The organism is Providencia sp. UF-183, assembly GCF_058246155.1.
Genome location: NZ_JBSICD010000065.1, coordinates 1 through 671 on the forward strand (window position 1 = coordinate 1; position 671 = coordinate 671).

Annotated in this window: 1 protein-coding gene; it reads left to right on the forward strand. The window is 35.5% G+C overall.

From position 1 onward, the window contains the following. Positions 1–108 precede the first annotated feature (108 nt). Positions 109–671 (forward strand): DUF6708 domain-containing protein (locus tag AC4IFT_RS22350; RefSeq protein WP_490752928.1); only part of this gene is annotated, 563 nt, incomplete at its 3' end.

Below are 671 nucleotides of genomic sequence, written 5' to 3' on the forward strand. Positions count from 1 at the left end.
TGTTGATATGTCATGGCATTGGCGACACTTACTTTTTTGGCGCTACGCAGACAGAAAAGCCGTAAGCCAAAAACGCGAAAAACGATAACGGCAACATACGGATAGATAATGAAAAAAATTAAAGAAATAATTATTCGTTTTCCAATTAATCGTTTTTTAGACAATGAGGACTTGGCAAACCATTTACGTCAAGGGCAACCCATTGAACGTTTGAAGCAACAGGATTTAATGAGTGATTTATCAGTCATCAAATTAAACTCCACTTTTTTAGAGGTCACTGATGTTCACTATAAAGATAGAGGTTTTATTTCTTTTGTTGTTTTGCTCTATCTTGCTTTAGCTACTTACTTTACCGTTAATGCTATTTTTTTTCCTCTAAACTTAGATTTTTTTAAAATTTCAGTTTCCTCTACATTCATATTATTTTCGCTTTATATACTCAAAATCGAATATTTTATTTATACCCACTACCCTATTCGCTTTAATCGTAAAAAACAGCTTGTTCACCTTTTTCGTACTAATGGCACGGTGCAAACTATTCCGTGGCAAAATATCTATTTTACCCTGCGGCAAGAAAAACCCGATGGCCTCAGACCAAAAACGTGGTATCTGTTCGGCCATATTCTCGATGATGAAAAACTGCGAGTGGTTGACACATTCAGCGTCAGCAT